This is a genomic window from Kitasatospora sp. NPDC036755 (genome assembly GCF_040636595.1).
Taxonomy (GTDB): Bacteria; Actinomycetota; Actinomycetes; order Streptomycetales; family Streptomycetaceae; genus Kitasatospora.
In genome coordinates this window covers 1-4,800 of the sequence record NZ_JBEZUT010000475.1, presented here as the reverse complement: position 1 = coordinate 4,800, position 4,800 = coordinate 1, and the positions used below count along the sequence as shown (strand labels likewise).

Genomic DNA, 4,800 nt, shown 5'->3' with positions numbered 1-4,800 from the left:
CTCGGCATCCGCGACCTGTTCGACGCCCCGACCGTCGCCGGTGTCGCGGAGCGACTGAAGGACGGCCGCCCGGCCCGACCCGCTCTGGTGGCGGGCGAGCGGCCCGAGGTGCTGCCGCTGTCCTTCGCCCAGCAACGGCTCTGGTTCCTCGACCAGCTCGAAGGTGCTGCCACGTACAACAGCCCGTACGCGTTCCGGCTGCGGGGGCCGGTGGACGTCGAGGCGTTGCGGGCGGCGATCGGTGACGTGGTGGGCCGGCACGAGGCCCTGCGAACGGTCTATCCGGCGGTGGACGGCAAGCCCCGCCAGGTGATTCTGCCGGCCGAGGGTATCCAGGTGCCGTTCACGGTCGATCCGTGCGCAGCAGAAGACGTGGCGGAGCGGATCTCGGCCGAGGCCTTCGCCTCCTTCGACCTCTCCTCCGAACTCCCGCTGCGGGTCGTGTTGTTCACGCTCGGCGAGGACGAGTCGGTGCTGGTGCTGACCCTGCACCACATCGCGAGCGACGGCTGGTCCTCCGGCCCGCTCTGGTCGGGCGTCGCCTCGGCCTACCGGGCCCGCCTCGCGGGGCTCCGGCCCGACTGGGAGCCGTTGGCCGTCCAGTACGCGGACTACGCGCTCTGGCAGCACGATCGGCTCGGCGGGACCATGGACCGCCAACTGACCTACTGGGCAGAGGCGTTGAGTGGGACCCCGCAGGAGCTCGCCCTGCCCTTCGACCGCCCCCGACCGGCTGCGGCCTCGCACGAGGGTGAGCTGCTGGAGTTCGGGCTGGACGCCGAACTGCATGCCGAGTTGGAGGCGCTGGCGCGTCGCCACGGGGTCACCCTGTTCATGGTGCTGCACGCGGCCCTGGCGGCCCTGCTGTCGCGGGTGGGTGCGGGGACGGACATCCCGATCGGGACGGTGGTGGCCGGGCGTTCTGACCAGGCGCTGGACGACCTGGTCGGGTTCTTCGTCAACACGCTCGTCCTGCGTACCGACCTGTCGGACGCCCCGACTTTCACCGAGCTCCTGGGCCGGGTCCGCGACACCGACCTGGCGGCCTTCACCCACCAGGACCTGCCGTTCGACCGGCTGGTCGAGGAGTTGAACCCGGTGCGTTCGCTGGGTCGGCACCCGCTGTTCCAGGTGATGCTGGTCCTGCAGAACAACGACGAGGGCGCGCTGGAGCTTCCGGACGTCACCGTGGGGACCGAGTCGTTCGGCACGCCGCCGGCCAAGTTCGACCTCAACCTCACCTGCGTCGAGAGCCGTGACGCCGCCGGTGCGCCGGCCGGCATCACGGTGGTCCTGCAGTACGCGACCGACCTGTTCGATCAGCGCACCGCGGGCATGCTGGCGGAGCGGCTGGTGCGCTCGCTCGGGGCGGCCGCCGGGGACCCGGAGGTTCCCGTGTCCGGCTGGGAGGTGTTCGACTCTCCCGAGCAGGAACGGTACTTCCTGACCCGGTCCGACCGGGCGCGGGCCGCGGTCGTCGAGCAGGTCCAGGAGACGGTGGAACGTCGTGGCCCCCGGACGGCGCAGGAGGAGATTCTGTGCGCCTTCTTCGCCGAGGTCCTCGGGGTGCCCTCGGTGGGGGTCGAGGACAACTTCTTCGCGCTGGGCGGGCATTCGCTCCTCGCGACCCGGTTGATCAGCCGCATCCGGACCGCCCTCAACGCGGAGCTCGGCATCCGGGACCTGTTCCGCAACCCGACCGTCGCCGGGGTGCTGGAGAAGCTGAAGGAGGGGCGTCCGGCCCGGCCTGCCCTGGTGGCGGGGGAGCGGCCGGAGGTGCTGCCGCTGTCCTTCGCCCAGCAGCGGCTCTGGTTCCTGGACCAGCTCGAAGGCGCTGCCACGTACAACAGCCCGTTCGCCTTCCGCCTGCGCGGATCGGTGGACGTCGAGGGGCTGCGGGCGGCGATCGGTGACGTGGTGGGTCGGCACGAGGCCCTGCGGACGGTCTATCCCGCCGTCGACGGCAAGCCCCGCCAGGTGGTCCTGCCGGCGGAGAACGTCCGGGTCCCGTTCAGGGTCGAGCCGTGCACGGCGGCGGAGGTCACGGAGCAGATCTCGGCCGAGGCGTACGCCTCCTTCGACCTCTCCTCCGAACTCCCGCTGCGGGTCGTGTTGTTCACGCTCGGTGAGGACGAGTCGGTGCTGGTGCTGACCCTGCACCACATCGCGAGCGACGGCTGGTCCTCCGGCCCGCTCTGGGAGGGCGTCGCCTCGGCCTACCGGGCCCGCCTCGCGGGGCTCCGGCCCGACTGGGAGCCGTTGGCGGTCCAGTACGCGGACTACACCCTCTGGCAGCACCACCAGCTCGGCGAGATCCTCGACGAGCAGCTGACGTACTGGCGTGACGTGCTGGGCGAGCTGCCGCAGGAGCTTGCGCTGCCGTTCGACCGGCCCCGGCCGGAGGCCGCGTCGCACGAGGGTGAGTTCCTGGAGTTCGGGCTGGACGCCGGGGTGCACGCGGAGTTGGAGGCGTTGGCGCGCCGGCACGGGGTCACCCTGTTCATGGTGCTGCACGCGGCGGTGGCCGCGCTGCTGTCGCGGGTGGGTGCGGGGACGGACATCCCGATCGGGACGGTGGTGGCCGGCCGGACGGACGAGGCGCTGGACGACCTGGTCGGGTTCTTCGTGAACACGCTGGTGCTGCGGACGGACGTGTCGGACGAGCCGACCTTCGCCGAGCTGCTGGGCCGGGTCCGGGAGGCGGACCTGGCGGCCTTCACCCACCAGGACCTGCCGTTCGACCGGCTGGTGGAGGAGTTGAACCCGGTGCGTTCGCTGGGTCGGCATCCGCTGTTCCAGGTGATGCTGGTTCTCCAGAACAACGACGAGGGGACTCTCCGGCTGCCGGGCCTCACCGCGGAGTCCGAGCCGTTCGGGACACCGCCCGCCAAGTTCGACCTCAACCTCACCTGCGTGGAGAACCGCGACGCCGCCGGCGGGCCCGCGGGCATCACCGTCCTGCTGCAGTACGCGACCGACCTGTTCGACCGGGGGACCGCGGGTCTGCTGGGGGAGCGGCTGGTGCGGTTGCTCGGGGTGGCCGCCGCGGACCCGGAGGTTCCCGTGTCCGGCTGGGAGGTGTTCGACTCTCCCGAGCAGGAACGGTACTTCCTCTCCCGGGCCGAGCGGGCGTGGTCCGACGAGCCGTGGAACGAGCAGGGTGCGGCGCCGGGCAACCGCGGTCCTCGGACGGCGCAGGAGGAGATCCTCTGCGCGTTCTTCGCCGAGGTCCTCGGGGTGCCCTCGGTGGGGGTCGAGGACAACTTCTTCGCGCTGGGCGGGCATTCGCTCCTCGCGACCCGGTTGATCAGCCGCATCCGTACCACGTTGAAGGCCGAACTCGGTATCCGGGACCTGTTCCGTAACCCGACCGTCGCCGGGGTGCTGGAGAAGCTGAAGGAGGGGCGTCCGGCCCGGCCCGCCCTGGTGGCGGGTGAGCGGCCGGAGGTGCTGCCGCTGTCCTTCGCGCAGCAGCGGCTGTGGTTCCTGGACCAGTTGGAGGGGGCGTCGGCGGCGTACAACAGTCCGTTCGCCTTCCGCCTGCGCGGATCGGTGGACGTCGAGGCGTTGCGGGCGGCGATCGGTGACGTGGTGGGTCGGCACGAGGCGCTGCGGACGGTCTATCCGGCGGTCGACGGGCGGCCGCGGCAGGTGGTGCTCCCGGCCGGGGAGGTCCGGGTGCCGTTCGCGGTCGTGGAGTGCGCGGGCGAGGAGGTGGCGGAGCGGATCTCGGCCGAGGCCTTCACCGTCTTCGACCTCTCGGCCGAACTCCCGCTGCGGGTCGTGCTGTTCACCATCGGCGAGGACGAGTCGGTGCTGGTGCTGACCCTTCACCACATTGCGAGCGACGGCTGGTCCTCCGGCGTGCTCTGGTCGGGCGTCGCCTCGGCCTACCAGGCCCGTCTGGCCGGTGCCGTACCGGACTGGAAGCCGTTGGCGGTCCAGTACGCGGACTACACGCTCTGGCAGCACCACCAGCTCGATGAGGTCATGGACCAGCAACTCGCTCACTGGTCGCAGGTGTTGCGGGACCTCCCGCAGGAGCTCGCGCTGCCCCTGGACCGGGCCCGCCCGGCCACCGCTTCGGGTGACGGCGAACTGCTGGAGTTCCACCTCGACGCCGAACTCCACGCCGGACTCGACGCGTTGGCGCGCCGGAACGGCGTCACCCTGTTCATGGTGCTGCACGCGGCGGTGGCCGCGCTGCTGTCGCAGATGGGCGCCGGCACGGACATCCCGATCGGCACGGTGGTGGCCGGGCGTACGGACGAGGCGTTGGACGAGTTGGTCGGGTTCTTCGTGAACACGCTGGTCCTGCGGACGGATCTGTCGGGCGAGCCGACGTTCGACGAGCTGCTGGGTCGGGTCCGGGAGGCGGATCTGGCGGCGTTCTCGAACCAGGACGTGCCGTTCGAGCGGTTGGTGGAGGAGCTGAACCCGGTTCGCTCGGCCTCGGTGCACCCCCTGTTCCAGGTCATGCTGGTCCTGCAGAACAACGAGGGGGGCGCCCTCCGGCTGCCGGGCCTCACCGCGGAGTCCGAGCCGTTCGGGACGCCGCCCGTCAAGTTCGACCTCAACCTCACCTGCGTCGAGAACCGCGACGCGGCCAACGCGCCCGCGGGCATCCTCGGCGTCCTCCACTACGCCACCGATCTGTTCGACCACGGCACTGTCGGCTTGCTCGCGGAGCGTTTGCGGCGGGTGTTGTCCGCGATGGTGGTGGATGCGGGGCAGGTGGTGGGTTCGGTGGATGTGTTGGTGGGTGGCGAGCGTGAGTTGATCGTGTCGGGGTGGGGTGGT

The 4,800-nt window shown here is 71.2% G+C and carries 1 protein-coding gene; it reads left to right on the top strand.

All coding sequences use genetic code 11. From position 1 onward, the window contains the following. Positions 1-4,800: condensation domain-containing protein (locus AB0E96_RS38265; protein ID WP_359831022.1), on the top strand; the 4,800-nt coding region annotated here is incomplete at both ends.